The 13,658-nt window shown below is 72.2% G+C and carries 18 protein-coding genes and 1 pseudogene; 10 read left to right on the forward strand and 9 right to left on the reverse strand.

The genetic code is table 11. The annotated features are described in order from the left end of the window. Positions 1–25 precede the first annotated feature (25 nt). Complete coding sequence (locus QP939_RS51015; protein WP_285460041.1) at positions 26–553, reverse strand: Trp biosynthesis-associated membrane protein; 528 nt, start codon at positions 551–553, stop codon at positions 26–28. Between the two features lie 31 nt (positions 554–584). Then, the gene (locus QP939_RS51020) at positions 585–2,144 is read right to left on the reverse strand and encodes an anthranilate synthase component I (RefSeq protein WP_285454208.1); all 1,560 of its coding nucleotides are present in this window, start codon (positions 2,142–2,144) and stop codon (positions 585–587) included. Positions 2,145–2,222: 78 nt separating this feature from the next. On the opposite strand from QP939_RS51020, the gene QP939_RS51025 reads away from it, so the two are divergent. Beyond that, entirely contained in the window at positions 2,223–2,855 is a 633-nt protein-coding gene (locus tag QP939_RS51025; RefSeq protein ID WP_285454209.1) for a TetR/AcrR family transcriptional regulator, read from the forward strand. Positions 2,856–2,858: 3 nt separating this feature from the next. Here the strand turns inward: QP939_RS51025 and QP939_RS51030 are convergent, their stop codons facing one another. Continuing rightward, complete coding sequence (locus QP939_RS51030) at positions 2,859–3,578, reverse strand: DUF3592 domain-containing protein (protein WP_285454210.1); 720 nt, start codon at positions 3,576–3,578, stop codon at positions 2,859–2,861. Positions 3,579–3,730: 152 nt separating this feature from the next. Between QP939_RS51030 and QP939_RS51035 the strand changes: the two genes are divergently transcribed. Both QP939_RS51035 and QP939_RS51040 read left to right on the forward strand, forming a co-directional pair. Further along, positions 3,731–4,564, forward strand: a complete 834-nt coding sequence (locus tag QP939_RS51035) for a helix-turn-helix domain-containing protein (protein ID WP_285454211.1) — start codon at positions 3,731–3,733, stop codon at positions 4,562–4,564. Between the two features lie 11 nt (positions 4,565–4,575). Continuing rightward, complete coding sequence (locus QP939_RS51040; protein ID WP_285454212.1) at positions 4,576–4,743, forward strand: DUF397 domain-containing protein; 168 nt, start codon at positions 4,576–4,578, stop codon at positions 4,741–4,743. 3 nt (positions 4,744–4,746) lie between these two features. Here QP939_RS51040 and QP939_RS51045 read toward each other — a convergent pair whose 3' ends face one another. The 4 genes and pseudogenes from QP939_RS51045 to hisF form a co-directional block, all read right to left on the reverse strand. Then, the gene (locus QP939_RS51045; protein ID WP_285454214.1) at positions 4,747–5,100 is read right to left on the reverse strand and encodes a DUF1304 domain-containing protein; all 354 of its coding nucleotides are present in this window, start codon (positions 5,098–5,100) and stop codon (positions 4,747–4,749) included. Positions 5,101–5,107: 7 nt separating this feature from the next. Then, positions 5,108–5,458, reverse strand: a pseudogene (gene hisI / locus QP939_RS51050) (phosphoribosyl-AMP cyclohydrolase); the annotation flags it as partial. After that, positions 5,455–5,832, reverse strand: coding sequence for a hypothetical protein (locus tag QP939_RS51055; RefSeq protein WP_285454215.1), 378 nt, complete (start codon positions 5,830–5,832; stop codon positions 5,455–5,457). The pseudogene hisI and the gene QP939_RS51055, both read right to left, overlap by 4 nt. After that, positions 5,829–6,602, reverse strand: a complete 774-nt coding sequence (gene hisF / locus QP939_RS51060) for an imidazole glycerol phosphate synthase subunit HisF (RefSeq protein WP_285454217.1) — start codon at positions 6,600–6,602, stop codon at positions 5,829–5,831. Before hisF ends, QP939_RS51055 begins: the two co-directional genes overlap by 4 nt. A 38-nt stretch (positions 6,603–6,640) precedes the next feature. Here hisF and QP939_RS51065 point away from each other — a divergent pair, with 38 nt between their 5' ends. From QP939_RS51065 to QP939_RS51080, 4 genes are all read left to right on the forward strand, one after another. After that, positions 6,641–7,255 (forward strand): TetR/AcrR family transcriptional regulator, encoded by a 615-nt coding sequence (locus QP939_RS51065; protein ID WP_285454218.1) that lies wholly within the window; start codon positions 6,641–6,643, stop codon positions 7,253–7,255. Between the two features lie 119 nt (positions 7,256–7,374). Then, positions 7,375–8,532, forward strand: coding sequence for a phytase (locus tag QP939_RS51070; RefSeq protein WP_285454219.1), 1,158 nt, complete (start codon positions 7,375–7,377; stop codon positions 8,530–8,532). Between the two features lie 67 nt (positions 8,533–8,599). Continuing rightward, complete coding sequence (locus QP939_RS51075; RefSeq protein ID WP_285454220.1) at positions 8,600–9,097, forward strand: SigE family RNA polymerase sigma factor; 498 nt, start codon at positions 8,600–8,602, stop codon at positions 9,095–9,097. Next, complete coding sequence (locus QP939_RS51080; protein WP_285454222.1) at positions 9,094–10,059, forward strand: hypothetical protein; 966 nt, start codon at positions 9,094–9,096, stop codon at positions 10,057–10,059. Before QP939_RS51075 ends, QP939_RS51080 begins: the two co-directional genes overlap by 4 nt. Here QP939_RS51080 and QP939_RS51085 read toward each other — a convergent pair. Then, positions 10,049–10,996: a hypothetical protein gene (locus QP939_RS51085; RefSeq protein WP_285454223.1), complete on the reverse strand. Its 948-nt coding sequence runs from the start codon at positions 10,994–10,996 to the stop codon at positions 10,049–10,051. The genes QP939_RS51080 and QP939_RS51085 overlap by 11 nt on opposite strands. Positions 10,997–11,315: 319 nt before the next feature. Between QP939_RS51085 and QP939_RS51090 the strand changes: the two genes are divergently transcribed. From QP939_RS51090 to QP939_RS51100, 3 genes are read left to right on the forward strand one after another with little or no spacing between them, the layout of a single operon-like run. Beyond that, entirely contained in the window at positions 11,316–12,029 is a 714-nt protein-coding gene (locus QP939_RS51090) for an ABC transporter ATP-binding protein (protein ID WP_285454224.1), read from the forward strand. After that, positions 12,026–12,760 (forward strand): ABC transporter permease, encoded by a 735-nt coding sequence (locus QP939_RS51095; RefSeq protein ID WP_285454225.1) that lies wholly within the window; start codon positions 12,026–12,028, stop codon positions 12,758–12,760. The genes QP939_RS51090 and QP939_RS51095 overlap by 4 nt, the downstream gene beginning before the upstream one ends. A 13-nt stretch (positions 12,761–12,773) precedes the next feature. Beyond that, on the forward strand, positions 12,774–13,160 hold the full coding sequence (locus tag QP939_RS51100) for a PPOX class F420-dependent oxidoreductase (protein WP_285454227.1): 387 nt from the start codon (positions 12,774–12,776) through the stop codon (positions 13,158–13,160). Here QP939_RS51100 and QP939_RS51105 read toward each other — a convergent pair. Next, positions 13,144–13,620 carry a GNAT family N-acetyltransferase gene (locus QP939_RS51105; RefSeq protein ID WP_285454228.1) on the reverse strand — a complete coding sequence of 159 codons (477 nt, stop codon included), beginning with the start codon at positions 13,618–13,620 and terminating at the stop codon, positions 13,144–13,146. The genes QP939_RS51100 and QP939_RS51105 overlap by 17 nt on opposite strands. Between the last annotated feature and the right edge of the window lie 38 nt (positions 13,621–13,658).

A 13,658-nucleotide genomic window follows, 5' to 3' on the forward strand; every position in this document is an offset into this window, starting at 1 on the left:
AGGCGCTCGGTTCCGGGTGCGTGCGTTAGTCCGAATGCCTGCCCCGGACGTCCGTGGGGTCCTCCCCTTCCGACAGTGCTTCCCACAGCTCGGCGTCGGGATCGCGCACCTTCTTCCGCGTCGACGGCGCCGCGTACTTCGCGCCGAGCCGGGTGGCCCGGCCCGCGCCCTTGACGGCTGCCAACCCGGCGGCGGCGACGAGAATTCCGCCGAGCACGGCCAGCCCGCGGCCGATCAGCATCTGGGACACCGGCAGCCCGTCGGCGTAACCGCCGAAGCGGACCCCGGCGATCCCGGTCCAGACCGCGGCCGCCCCGGCCAGCACCAGCACGACGCCGAGGACGCGCCGGGCCCAGCCGCCGGTCGCCACGACCCCGGCCACGCCGGCCAGCGCGAGCAGGGCCAGCGGCACCAGCGCCGTCGCCCGCTGCTCGCCCGTTTCGCGGTAGAGCACGGTCCCGCGGACGCCGCCGTCGCGGAACTCGGCGAACCACGTCAGGCGTGACGCGCCCCACAGCGCCAGCGCGCCCAGCAGCAGCGCCACCACGATCATCCACAGTGGACGGCGGGATGGCTTGGCCTCCTCAGACATGAGCGCTGTCCGCCACCGGGTCGAGCGCGCCCGCCGCCACCATGGTCTGGGCCGCGGCGACGGCCGAGAGCACGGTTCTGGCCTTGTTCAGCGACTCGGTGTCCTCGTAGTCCGGCACCGAGTCGGCGACCACCCCGCCGCCGGCCTGGACGTGCGCGATGCCGTCCTTGACCAGCGCCGTGCGGATCGCGATCGCCGTGTCGGCGTCGCCGGCGAAGTCGAGGTAGCCGACGACGCCGCCGTACAGCGCGCGGCGGACCGGCTCGAGCTCCTCGATCAGCTCCATCGCGCGGACCTTCGGCGCGCCCGACAGCGTCCCGGCCGGGAAGCACGCGGTGACCGCGTCGAACGCCGTCTTGTCGTCGGCCAGCTCGCCGGTGACGGTCGACACGATGTGCATGACGTGGCTGTAGCGCTCGATCTGGAAGAAGTCGACGACGCGCACGGTGCCGGGCTTGCAGACCTTGCCGAGGTCGTTGCGGCCGAGGTCGACGAGCATGAGGTGCTCGGCGCGTTCCTTCTCGTCCGCCAGGAGGTCCTTGGCCAGCTGGGCGTCTTCTTCGGGGTCGGCACCGCGCCAGCGGGTGCCCGCGATCGGGTGCGTGGTCGCGCGGCCGTCCCGCACGGTGACCAGGGATTCGGGGCTGGAGCCGACGATGTCGAAGCCCTCGAGCCGCAGCAGGTACATGTACGGGCTGGGGTTGGACGTCCGCAGCACGCGGTAGATGTCGATCGCGTCGGCCGCGGTCGGGATCTCGAACCGTTGCGACGGCACGATCTGGAACGCTTCCCCGGCCTTGATCGCTTCGACGGCCTTCTCGACGGCCGCGTGGAAGTCCTCCTTGGAGCGCTTCCGGACGAACTCGGGCGCGGGCCGGTCGAACGCGGCGACGGTGGCGGGCGCGGGCACCTGCAGCTGCTCGGTCATCGCGCTCAGCCGGGCGACGGCGTCGTCGTAGGCCGCGTCCACGCGCTCGGGCGAGTCGTCCCAGTTGACGGCGTTCGCGATGAGCGTGACCGTGCCCTCGTGGTGGTCGAACGCCGCGAGGTCGGCGGCCAGCAGCATGGTCAGCTCGGGGATGTCGAGGTCGCGCTCGGCCAGCTCGGGCAGCTTTTCCAGCCAGCGGACGGCGTCGTAGCCGATGTAGCCGACCATGCCGCCGGTCAGCGGCGGCAATCCGGGCAACGGCTCCGTGTGCAACGCTTCGATCGTTTCACGAAGCACCGTGAGCGGGTTGCCTTCGGAAGGCAGGCCGACCGGCGGGGTGCCGGTCCAGACCGCTTCGCCGTCGCGGACGGTCAGCGCGGCCGGGCTGCGGACGCCGATGAACGACCAGCGCGTCCAGGAAGCCCCGTTTTCGGCCGACTCGAACAGGAACGTGCCCGGCCGGTCGGCGGCGAGCTTGCGGTACACCCCGATCGGCGTCTCGCCGTCGGCGAGGACCCGGCGCACGACCGGGATCACGCGGCGGCTCTCGGCGAGGGCGCGGAAGTCCTCGCGGGACGGGCTGACCGAGCCGGGGCCGGCCGAACCGGCGGAAGCGCTGACCATGGGACTCATTGTGCCGTTGCGCCGAGAGGCGTCGTCGCCGGGTGCCAAATTCATGGACCGTTGAATTTAAGTGGGGCGATGAGTCATGATGGACGCGTGAGCACCACGGACAACACGGAGACTACTGCCCGGCGCCGCGGCCGGCGGCCCGCGGGACAGGACACGCGCACGGCGCTGATCGAAGCCGCGCGGACCGTGTTCGCCGAGAACGGCTACGACGGCGCGACCGTGCGCGCGATCGCGACCAGGGCGGGTGTCGACGCCGCGATGGTCAACCACTGGTTCGGCAGCAAGGAAGGCCTGTTCGCCCAGGCGGTGCTCAAGCTGCCGTTCGACCCCCTGGAACTGCTGGAGATCCTCCGCGACGGCCCGGACGACGAGCTGGCGGAGCGCATCGTCCGCACGTTCATCACCCGCTGGGACAGCGCGGGCGGCGGCGTGTTCGTGGCGCTCATCCGCAGCGTCACCGGCCACGAGCAGGCCGGCCACGTCCTGCGCGACTTCTTCCAGAAGTTCTTCACGGCGCTGATCTCGTCGGTCGGCGCGGACAACCCGGAGCTGCGGATGACGCTGTGCGCGTCGCAGATGGTCGGCATGGGGATGGTCCGGTACGTGGCGAAGTTCGAGCCGCTGGCCACCGAGGACGTCGAGGTCATCGTGCGCGCGGTCGCGCCGAACCTGCAGCGCTACCTCACCGGCGACCTCGGCTGAGGCTCACAGCCGGGTCGCGGCCACGGCCGCGCCCGGGACGAGCAGCAACGCGCCGATCATCGACACCACACACAGCCCGACGAGGAACTGGTCCGGGTTGTCTTCGTCCGTGGTCCGGACGTGCGTCGCGTCGTACACGACGGTCACCCGGTCGCCGGGGCGGTACGTCCGGTCGGAGTGCCAGGCGATCTCGGCGGTCTTCTCGGCTCCGGCCGCGATGTAGGAGACGTGGAACGTCGACGTGCCGCGCGCCGGGTCGTGGACGTCCAGCACGACTCCCTCGGTCCGCGTCCCGGTTTCCAGCAGGTCCTGCGTGACGGCGTCGAGCGCGGACAGGACGAGGACCGCCGCCACCAGCACGCCGCCCCCGAACACGGCCAGCGCCCACTCGAAGCGGCGGCCGCCGCGGGGCACCGGCGGCCCGGCTTCCAGGTCGGCGGTCGACAACGGCGGCAACGCGCCCCGGTGCGGGACGAGCACCCGGATCCGGCGCTCGAACCGCCGCACCAGCACGACGGCCGAAGCCGTCACGGCGGCCGTCCCGCCGAGCCCGGCACCGGCGAGCACGACGTCACCCGCGCCGAACCGGTGCGCCAGCTGCCAAGCCGTGCCGGCGGCGAGCGTCACGAACCCCATCGCCCCGAACGCGCCCACGAGCACCCAGCACACCCGCCACGCGCGCAGCCGGCGGGCCGCCCGCAGGCGGCGCGGCCGGTCGCTCACCACGAGATCTCCACGTGCCGCCCCAGCGACGCTCCCTGTCCGGCCCACGGCCGGGTCGCCGTCACGATACCCGATGCGGAATGGCGGGGTATCGCCTTTCGCTGACACCCTTCGCGCATTCGGGGAATCGACGGCGTTCGTATCCTTTGCCCATGAAGCCAACGTCTTCAGGCCCGGCGGCGAGAACTCTCGCCGCTTCGCTGCGCGAAGAACGCGAAGCACGCGGAGTCGGCCTACGCGTTCTCGCGGACAAATTGGGGATATTGCCGCAGACGCTGTCGTTGTGGGAAAAAGGGCAGCGGCTGCCGAGCGTCGAGGACGTGTCGGCGATCCTCGCGCTGCTGCGGGTGACCGGGGAGAAACGCGACCGCATCCGGACTCTGGCAAGGCACGCGCGGGAACCCAACTGGCTCGCGTCGAGCAGTTCCGACATCCCCTTCGCCCTCACCACCATTCTCAACCTGGAAAGCACGGCCAAAGCCATCACGGCGTGGGCGCCACTCTTGGTCCCCGGACTGCTCCAGACCCCGGACTACATCCGGTCCATAATGGACAGTTCCCCTGTCTCGGTCGAGCAGGCCGACAAGCGGCTCCAGGTCCGGCTGGACCGGCAGCGCATCCTCGGCGGCCGGGAACCGGTCCGCTACACGGCCCTTATCGGCGAGCGAGCCCTGCACGAAAACTTCGGCGGTCCCGGAATCATGTCCGACCAGATCGATCACCTGCTGGACATGTCGGAGCGGACCACGATCAGCGTGCGCATCGTGCCGACCGGAATCGGCTACCACCCCGGCCTCATCGGCCCCTTCGAAATCTACGACTTCGACCAGGCACCTTCGATCACCGCGGTGGAGCACGTGCATTCGACCGCGTTCCTCCACGAGCACGACCAGACCGCGGGCCACCGGCGCGTTGCTAAGCTGCTCAGTGGACTAGCCCTGAGCGAAGAAGCCACTCGAGCGCTGCTTCGGGAGGCGGCACCGTAACGGAGGCCAAGGTGAGCGCGACCGTTTGGCGCAAGTCGTCCTACAGCGGGCACGAAGGCAGCTGCGTCGAGGTGGCGCTGGGGCCGGTCGTGGGCGTGCGGGACACGAAGGCCCGGCGTTCGGGCCGGCTGACCGTCTCCGCCGCCGCCTGGCGCGGGGTGCTCGACCGGCTGCGCTGACCGTCAGCGGGCGAGCAGCAGCGCGATCAGCGCCAGCGCGCCCGGCAGCACCTGCACGAACAGGATCCGCTTGCTGGCCGTCGCCGCGCCGTAGAGCCCGGCGATGATCACGCAGACCAGGCCGTACAGCTGGAGCTGGAACTGGTCCGCGATCAGGCCCCAGACCAGCGCCAGCGCGAGGAAGCCGTTGTACAGCCCCTGGTTCGCGGCCAGTGTCTTGCTCTCCTCGGCGAACTCCGGCGTCGTGCCGAAGGCCGCGCGGGCGCGGGGTGTCGTCCAGAGGAACATCTCCAGGACGACGATGTAGACGTGGATCAGGGCGACCAGCCCGATCAGGACGTCGGCGACGACTGTCACGCGAGCTCTTCTCGTCGGCCAGGAGCAGGCGCTCCTCGGTGTCGAAACAGGTGTGCGTGCCGGTGTGACAGGCCGGGCCGGTCTGGTCGACGCGCAGGAGGACCGTATCGCCGTCGCAGTCGATGCGCACTTCGCGAACGTGCTGGTAGTGGCCGGACGTCTCGCCCTTGACCCACAGCTTCTGCCTGCTCCGCGACCAGTACGTGCCGCGGCGGGTGGCCAGGGTGGCGGCGAGCGCGTCGTCGTTCATCCAGGCCATCATCAGCACGTCGGAGGTGGCGTGCTCGACGACGACCGCGGCGATCAGGCCGTCGGCGTTGCGCTTGAGGCGCGCCGAGACGGCCGCGTCCAGGGTCATGCCCGTACTCCCAGGATGTGCCGCTTGAGCGGCATCGAGTTCAACAGGACGAAGGCGTAGCCGTACCCGGCGAAGGACAGCCCGGAGAACAGCTTGTTCCACCACAGCGCCGCACCGAGCAGCAGGAACGCGTGCAGCAGCGCGAACACCACGGCGACGACCAGGCCGCCGATGCGGGCGCTGCCCATCTTGAGCACGAGCCCGGTGGTGACGACGCCGCCGAGGATGAGCGCGAGCGCGGGCATCCGGTAGATCTCGAGCCCCGACCCGGCGCTCAGCACCGGGATCAGGTCGAGCAGCGCCCACGCGACCGGCAGCCCGACCAGCAGCGCGGCGGTGACCTTCACCTCGACGGGTGCCTGCCAGGACTTCACCGGACCTCGACCCCGCCTTCGCGCAGCGCGCCCTTGACGTCGCCGATCTTCAGCTGTCCGAAGTGGAACACGCTGGCCGCGAGCACGGCGTCCGCGCCCGTCTTCACCGCGGGCAGGAAGTGCTCGACCGCGCCCGCGCCGCCGCTGGCGATCACCGGGACCCGCACGGCCTTGCGGACCAGCTCGATGAGCTCGAGGTCGAAGCCGTTCTTGGTGCCGTCGGCGTCCATCGAGTTGAGCAGGATCTCGCCGACGCCGAGCTCCTCGCCGCGCGCGGCCCACTCGACCGCGTCGATGCCGGTGCCGCGGCGCCCGCCGTGGGTGGTGACCTCGAAGCCGGACGCGGTGGGCTCGCCGCCCTCGGGGACGCGGCGCGCGTCGACCGACAGGACGATGCACTGGGCGCCGAACCGCCGCGACGCTTCGTGGAGGAACTCCGGCCGGGCGATGGCGGCGGTGTTGATGCTCACCTTGTCCGCGCCGGTGCGCAGGAGCCGGTTGACGTCGTCGTTGCTGCGGACGCCGCCGCCGACGGTGAGCGGGATGAAGACCTGCTCGGCGGTGCGGCGGACCACGTCGTAGGTGGTCTCGCGGTCGCCGGAGGAGGCTGTGACGTCGAGGAACGTCAGTTCGTCGGCCCCTTCGGCGTCGTAGCGCCGGGCCAGTTCGACGGGGTCGCCGGCGTCGCGGAGGCCGGCGAAGTTGACACCCTTCACGACCCGGCCCGCGTCGACGTCGAGACAGGGGATCACCCGCACCGCGACAGACATGCCCACCAGCGTAGTCAAGCGCGTTCTAAGCTCAGCCAATGGCACGGGCGGGACGGCGGCCGGGGCAGACGGAGACGCGCGAGAAGATCCTCGACGCGGCCCGCCACCGGTTCGCCGAGCTGGGGTACGACGGCGCGACGGTCCGCGGGATCGCCGCCGACGCGGGCGTCAACGCGGCCCTGCTGCACCACTTCTTCGGCACCAAGCAGGAGCTGTTCGCGGCGGCGATGAACCTGCCGGTGAACCCGGCCACCCTGGTCCCGGCGATCCTCGAGGGCCCGCGCGCGGAGGTGGGCGAACGCCTGGTCCGGGCGTTCCTGGCGGTCTGGTCGACACCGGCGGGCCGCACGCCGTTCGTGGCGATGCTCCGCGCGGCGGCGACCAACGAGCAGGTGGCGCTGATGATGCGCCAGTTCATCGAGCGCGCGGTGCTGGCCGAGGTCGCCCGCGCCCTCGACGTCCCGCGGGTCCGGGTGACCGGCATCGCGGCGCAGATGATCGGGGTCGCCCTGCTGCGGTACGTGATCGAGCTGCCGCCGCTGGTCCAGGCGTCCGACGAGGAGATCGTCGCGATGCTGGCCCCGGTGGCCCAGTACTACCTCGCCCCACCCGGCCCGTCCCGAGCGCCCCAAGGCGGCCTTGGTTGCGTCTGACGCACCCAAGGCCGCCTTGGGTGCGTCAGACGCACCGAAGGCCACATTGGGGCGCTCGGGGTGGGGCCTGCTCATCGCGCGTTCACCGCCCGGCCATCCGATTCGTCTAGTTTCCGCGCGTGCGCAGACTCCTCCCCGCGGCCTTCGCCGCTCTCTCGGTGCTGACCGCCGTCCCCGCCTCCGCCGCTCCCCGCGATCCCTCCCCCGTCCTCCAGACGCAGGCCTTCGCCGAGCCCGCCGACGCCGACGACCCCGCCATCTGGGTCAACCCGCGCGATCCCGAACGCAGCGTCGTCCTCGGCACGCTCAAGGAAGGCGGCCTTGCCGCGTTCGACCTGCACGCCCGGACCCTCCAGCTGGTCCCGGCCGGGCCGGGCGGGCGGTTCAACAACGTCGACGTCGTCGGTGACCTGGCCGTCGTGAGCGACCGCGGCCGCGACCGGATCCGCGTCTTCCGGATCGACCCGGCCGCCCCGCAGGTCCTCCGCGACGTCACCGACCCCGCCGCCCCGCCGGTGTTCTCCGCCTCGGAGTCCGAAGTGGACGAACAGCGGACCGCCTACGGGCTGGCGGCGGGCCGCGACCCGCGCACCGGCGTCCGGTGGGTGGCGGTCACCCGGCGCCACGAGACGCGCGTGGCGCTGCTGCGCCTGGTCGACCGCCCGGACGGCAGCGTCGGTACGGCCCCGATCGCGACGGTCGACCTGCCCGCCGCGTTCCGCCTGCCGGACGGCACCACCTGGTCCCCGTGCGAGGAACCCGGCGAACGCCCGCAGCTGGAGGGCTCGGTCCTCGACGGCCGCGTGCTCTACACCGCCCAGGAGGACGTCGGGATCTGGCGGATCCCGCTCACCGGCCAGGGCTTCGGACGGCCCGAACTCATCGACCGCGTGCGCTCCTACGGCGTCCCGCGGCGCTGGGACGAGGCCACCGAGGAGTGCGTCCCCGACGGCGCCGACCCCGGCTTCGGCGGCAAGTGGCTGGAAGCCGACGCCGAGGGGCTGGCCGTGGCGAACGGCACCCTGTTCGCCTCCAGCCAGGGCGACTCGCGCTTCGTCGTGTACGGCCCCCGCACGCGTGACCTGCGGATCGTCGCGGGCCGCGGCACGGACTCGGTCGAGCACTCCGACGGCTCCGCGATCAGCACGGCGTCCCTGGGCCGCGCCTTCCCGCACGGCCTCCTGGTGGTCCACGACGGCGAACGCCGCCCCGCCATCGGGGACCTCGCGACCACGGGATTCGCCTTCGTCCGGCTCGAGGACGTCCTCCCCCGGTAAAAATTCTCCGCCCGCGTGCATCAACCCGGCCCCCTCGCGCGTCCATGGGGTGACGGAAGGGACGTGCGTGGGTTTCGAAGAGTTCGTGGCGGAGCGGCTGGACGGGCTGCTCCGCTACGCCACCGTCCTGGCCGGCGACCCGCACCTGGCGCAGGACATCGTCCAGGACGTCCTGCTGCGCGCCCAGCAGCGGTGGGACGGCATCGACGCGCCGCCGACGTACGTGCGGCGGATGGTCACCAACGAGTACCTGTCGTGGCGGCGGCGGGCCGTCCGGCGCATGGTGCCGAGCAGCCACGACGTCCTCGACGCGCTCGGCCCGCCCGCGGCCGACCCGGCCACCGCCTACGACGAGCGCGACGCCATGCTCGCCCTGCTCGCGACGCTGCCCCGCAAGCAGCGCGCGGCCGTCGTGCTGCGCTACTACGAGGACTACTCCGACGAGGAGATCGCCGCGGTCCTGCGCTGCGGAGTCTCCACCGTGCGCAGCCAGATCTCCCGCGCGCTGGCCACGTTGCGCCAGGTCCCGCACCCCGCTGCCCTCACGACCGGAGCTGGAGAATGACCCGCAGCGAGCACGACACCGAGACGCTGATCCGGGAGAGCCTGGACCGGCTCGCCGCCCGCGCCCCCGACGGCCACGCGGTCCGCGACGCGCTCGCCCGTGCCCAGCGCCGGCGGCGTCCGGCGACCCGGCTGGCCCTGGTCGCGGCCGCGGTGGTCGCGCTGGTCGCCGGGGTCGTCGTCGGCACGCAGCTGTTCACCACCGCCGACCAGGTGCCGGCCGCGGGCCGTCCGGTGCTCGGCTACACCCCGGGCTGGCTGCCCGGCGGCTTCACCGAGCAGTACCGCGAGGGCGGGCCGGGCACCGCGCCGCAGGTTCGCCGGTGGTTCGCCGGGCCGGCCGAGATCACGCTGTCGGCGTACTCCACCGCCGACCCCGAGTGGTCACAGACGGCGCTGCGGATCGCCTCGCTGCGCGACCAGATCCTGGTGCACGGCCGGGTCGCCATGGTCACCGGCGACACGGGCACCGCTGCGCTGCTCACCTGGCTCGCCGACGACGAGCACGTGCTGACCGCCCGCGTCGCCGGGGTCCCGGACGCGCGGTCGGTCGCCCAGCGCGTCGCGGAGTCCGTCACGGCCGAGCCGGTCGGCGTGCGCGGGGAGCTGCGGTTCGGCAGGCTGCCTGCCGGGTTGGCCGAGCGGTCCACCGCGGTCCGCGGCACCGGCCCGGCCGACGCGTCGACCGAGCTGACGGCGGCGGCCCCGGGCGGGCCGCCGGTGCGGGCCGTCGTCAGCGCGGGCTCTCCCGGCGTGAACGGCGCGACGCCGATCACCGTGCGCGGCGGCGCCGGGTTCTACCTGGCCCCGAGGGGTGGGGACGCGCTGGTCGCGGCCCGGCTGCCGTCGGGGCGCTGGCTGACGGTGTCGGGCGCGCGACCGGAGGCCGAACTGGTCGCCGTCGCGGACGGCGTCCAGCTCGACCCTTCGCCCGACTACCGCTGGCTCGGGACTACCAGCTGATCATCGGGAACCAGATGATCCCGAGCCTGCCGAGCACGCGGACGTCCCAGTAGAGCAGCGTGAACGTGCCGCCGACCAGCAGGGCGACACCGGTCACGGTGGCGATCCGGGCCGGCTTGGCGGCCAGCCAGCGCTGCACGCGCCCGCCCGTGGCGTGGGTGAGGAGCAGGAACAGCAGCGCCATGACGACGATGTTGCCGACGGACTGCAGGGCGAACGCGGCGGCGCCGTAGAGGACGTTGTGCTGTTCGGCGGCGCTGCGGAACATGATCCGGAAGAGCGGGTACGGCCGTCCGATGAGGAACCCGCCGATGAGCGCGCCCATGAGCACGAGCGGCGCGGCCGGGTGGCGGCGTGTGAAGGCGGCGAAGGGGTTGCGGAGGATGCCGAGCGCGACCAGGCCCATGACGAGGAAGACCAGCCCGACCACCCCGAAGGCGACCATCGACTGCACGCTGCGCGGCGAGAGCCCGGTGGTCTTGGCGGTGGAGAACTGCGGCATCCGCGTGCCGACGAGCGCGACGACCACGCCGTAGACGATCGAGACGGCGAGCATGCCGACGGAGATCCAGCCGAGCGGCTTGAGGGTGGTGGCGAACCGCCGTTTCTCCCCGGCTTCCCCGCCGACGAGCGGGGCGACCGCCCCGAAGGCGGCGATGTTGCAGGCGGTGAACGAACCGGCGAGCCCGGAGACGAAGGCGAAGACAGTGCCCGCGAGCACGCCGCTGATCGGCGTCGCCTTGGCGTCGTAGCCGAGGAGGCCGTTCGCGACGCTGTCGCCGATCACGGAGTCGACGAAGGGCGCCGACCAGATGGCGGTGAGCACGAACCCGGCGAGCACCGCGACGACGGCGATCACGGCGCGGCGCGCGGGATACGGCCCGGCGCCGAAGAAACTCGCTTGCGGGTGAACCGGAACCTCATGGACGACGGCCATCGACATTCCCTTCGGTGGTCGGGAAACCCCAGTGGCGGGAAGCGTTTCAGACAGAGGCGTCGGGATGCTTCGGCCGGTCGAGTGGGGTTCTGCGCACGGTCGGCCCATGCGGAATTCACGAGCCCGCCCGGCCGAGCCGGTACCGCCGATCGGCGACGGCAACACCCCGGGCACGTCCCGGCAAGGCGTGCTGAAGGGTCCTTTCCTCGCATCTGATGCGAGGAAAGGACCCTTCACCGCATCAGATGCGAGGAACGTCCCCTTCAGCACGCCGGGATCGCCCTTGACCCGGGATCTCACCGGGCGCAGAATTAAACGCATGACTAATTCCGCCCTCGAGCTCACCGGCCTCCGGGTCCGGCGCGGCGGCAGGCTCGTCGTGCGAGACGTGAGCTTCGCCGTGCCACGCGGGACCGTCGCCGGGCTGCTCGGCCCGAGCGGTTGCGGGAAGACCACGCTGATGCGGGCCGTCGTCGGGGTGCAGATCGTCGAAGGCGGCACCGTCACCGTGCTGGGCCTGCCCGCCGGGAGCCCGCCCCTGCGGCGGCGGATCGGGTACGCCACGCAGAACCCCGCCATCTACGCCGACCTCACCGTGCGGGAAGCGCTGCGGTACTTCGCCGCCGTGCTGCGCGCGCCGGTGTCCGATGTGGACCGGGTCATCGGCGAGGTCGGGCTCGGCGACCACGCCGGGAAGCTCGTCGGCTCGCTCTCCGGCGGGCAGCACAGCCGCGCGAACCTCGCCGTCGCCCTGCTCGGCACGCCCGAGCTGCTCGTGCTCGACGAGCCGACCGTCGGGCTCGACCCCGTACTGCGCGACGAGCTGTGGGCCCTCTTCCGCCGCCTCGCCGACGGCGGTGCCACCCTGCTCGTCTCCAGCCACGTCATGGACGAAGCCGCGCGCTGCGACCGGCTCCTGCTGATGCGCGAAGGCGCCCTGCTCGCCGACGACGCGCCGCTCGCCCTGCGGGAGCGCACCGGCGCCGCCGACCTCGAAGGCGCCTTCCTGCACCTGGTGAGGGCGGCCTCGTGAACCCCGCGCTGACGCTGGCGACCACCCGCCGCATCCTGACGCAGCTGCGCCACGACCCGCGCACCGTCGTGATGCTCGTCCTGGTGCCGACGCTGCTGATGGTGCTGCTGCGCTACGTCTTCAACTCGCCGCTGGTGTTCAGCCGCATCGCGCCCGCGTTGCTCGGCGTGTTCCCGTTCCTGATCATGTTCCTCATCGCCTCGATCACGACGTTGCGCGAGCGGACCACGGCCACCCTCGAACGCCTGATGACGCTGCCCATCGGCCGCCTCGACCTGCTCTTCGGCTACGCGCTCGCGTTCGGGACGATCGCCGTCGTCCAGGTCGCCCTCGCCGCGGGCGTTTCGCTGTGGTGGCTCGGCCTCGACCTCGCGGGCTCGGTCGTGATGCTGCTGCTGATCGCGCTGCTCGACGCGTTGCTCGGGATGGCGCTCGGGCTGTTCGTGAGCGCGTTCGCCCGCACCGAGTTCCAGGCCGTGCAGTTCATGCCGGTGTTCGTGCTGCCGCAGATCCTGCTGTGCGGGCTGTTCGTGCCGCGCGAGGAGATGGGCTGGCTGCTGCGGTGGCTGTCCGACGTGATGCCGCTGTCGTACGCGGTCGAAGCGCTGAACCGGGTGACCGCGTCGACCACCGTGGACGCGGTGATCCTGCGGAACCTCGTGGTCGTCGCGTGCTGCGCGCTGCTGGCGCTGGTGCTCGGCGCGGCGACGCTGCGGCGGCGCACGCCCTGACTACCGTGGACGCATGGCATCGGAAACGGACCGGCTCGCGGCCGAGCGCTACGTCGTCCTGACCACGTTCCGCCGCGACGGCCGGGCGGTGCCGACGCCGATCTGGGTGGCCGGCGACGGCGGCGAGCTCGTGCTGTGGTCGGAGCGGAAGGCCGGGAAGGTCAAGCGCATCCGCAACAGCGGCCGGGTGGAGGTCCAGGCGTGCGACTTCCGCGGCGCCAAGACGCACGGCCCGGTCGTCACCGGGCAGGCCCGGCTGCTGGACGCCGAGGGCACCGAACGGGTCCGCCGCGCGATCGCGCGCAAGTACGGCGTCGTCGGGCGCGTGACGATGTTCTTTTCGAAGCTGCGCGGCCCGGCCGACCGCACGGTCGGGATCGCGGTCAAAGTGGACGGCTGAAGCTCCGGAAGCCGCGCCGCAGGTAGTTCGGCAGGGCGTTGGGGTGATCGAGCGTCGAGGTGTGCAGCCAGACGCGGCGGGTGCCGGGCGGAGTCCACGCCTCGGCGACGACGAGGGTCAGCGCATAGCCGCCGAGTCCTTTCCCGACGAACTCCGGGAGCAGGCCGAAGGTGGTGATCTCGACGTCGTTCCCGGGCTGCGTCTCGAAATCCGCGGCCCCGGCGACCTCACCGCGGTACTCGATCAGCCGGTAGTGGCGGCCGGGTTCGTCGAGCCACCGCGCCCAGTCCTCGTCCGATCTGGTGGCGCTGGGCCAGCGGTAGGGCGTGCCGATCCGGACGTGCAGGTCGCGGATGTGCGGGCCGGGACCGGTGGCTTCGAGGGTGAGGCCATCGACGAAGGGAGCGGGGTTGAGCTGCCCGACGGCGGTCATCTCGAGCTGGGTGACGATCTCCTCCACCCGCGGCAACCTACGGCGCCCAGGCCCCGGTGTCAGCC

It is taken from the genome of Amycolatopsis nalaikhensis (genome assembly GCF_030264295.1).
Lineage (GTDB): Bacteria > Actinomycetota > Actinomycetes > Mycobacteriales > Pseudonocardiaceae > Amycolatopsis > Amycolatopsis nalaikhensis.